Source organism: Methylobacterium sp. WL18, from assembly GCF_008040015.1.
Classification (GTDB): domain Bacteria; phylum Pseudomonadota; class Alphaproteobacteria; order Rhizobiales; family Beijerinckiaceae; genus Methylobacterium; species Methylobacterium mesophilicum.
Map to the genome: position 1 here is coordinate 1 of NZ_VRVD01001210.1, position 654 is coordinate 654.

General features: G+C 74.3%; 1 protein-coding gene. It reads left to right on the forward strand.

Translation table 11 applies throughout. The features are described from left to right. Positions 1 to 654: amidase family protein (locus FV228_RS31880; RefSeq protein ID WP_246694115.1), on the forward strand; the 654-nt coding region annotated here is incomplete at both ends.

The following is a 654-nucleotide window of genomic DNA, read 5'->3' on the forward strand; positions in this document are numbered from 1 at the left end:
CCGGCGTACCCTTCGCGGTTAAGAACCTGATCGACGTCGCCGGTCTGCCGACCCGCGCCGGCTCGAAGATCAACCGGGATCGCCCACCGGCCGCGCGCGACGGCGCGGTGGTGCGGCGCCTGGAGGCGGCCGGGGCGATCCTGGTCGGCGCGCTCAACATGGGCGAGTACGCCTACGACTTCACCGGCGAGAACGTCCACGACGGCGACGCCCACAATCCCCACGCCCTCGACCACATGACCGGCGGCTCCTCCGGGGGGTCGGGCGCGGCCGTGGCGGCGGGGTTGGTGCCGCTGACGCTGGGCTCCGACACCAACGGCTCGATCCGGGTGCCGGCCGCGTTCTGCGGCTGCTTCGGGATGAAGCCGACCTACGGGCGGATCAGCCGGGCCGGCAGCTTCCCGTTCGTGGGCAGCCTGGACCATCTCGGGCCGATGGCCCGGAGCGTCGCCGACCTCGCCCTGGCCTACGACGCGATGCAGGGACCCGACCCGGACGATCCGGTGGCCACGACCCGGGCGCCCGAGCCTGCGTATCCCGACCTGGAGGACGGCATCGGCGGCCTGCGCATCGCGGTGGCCGGCGGCTACTTCGCCCGCAACGGGCATCCGGAGGCGTTCGCGGCCGTCGCCCGCGTCGCGGACGCCCTTGGGG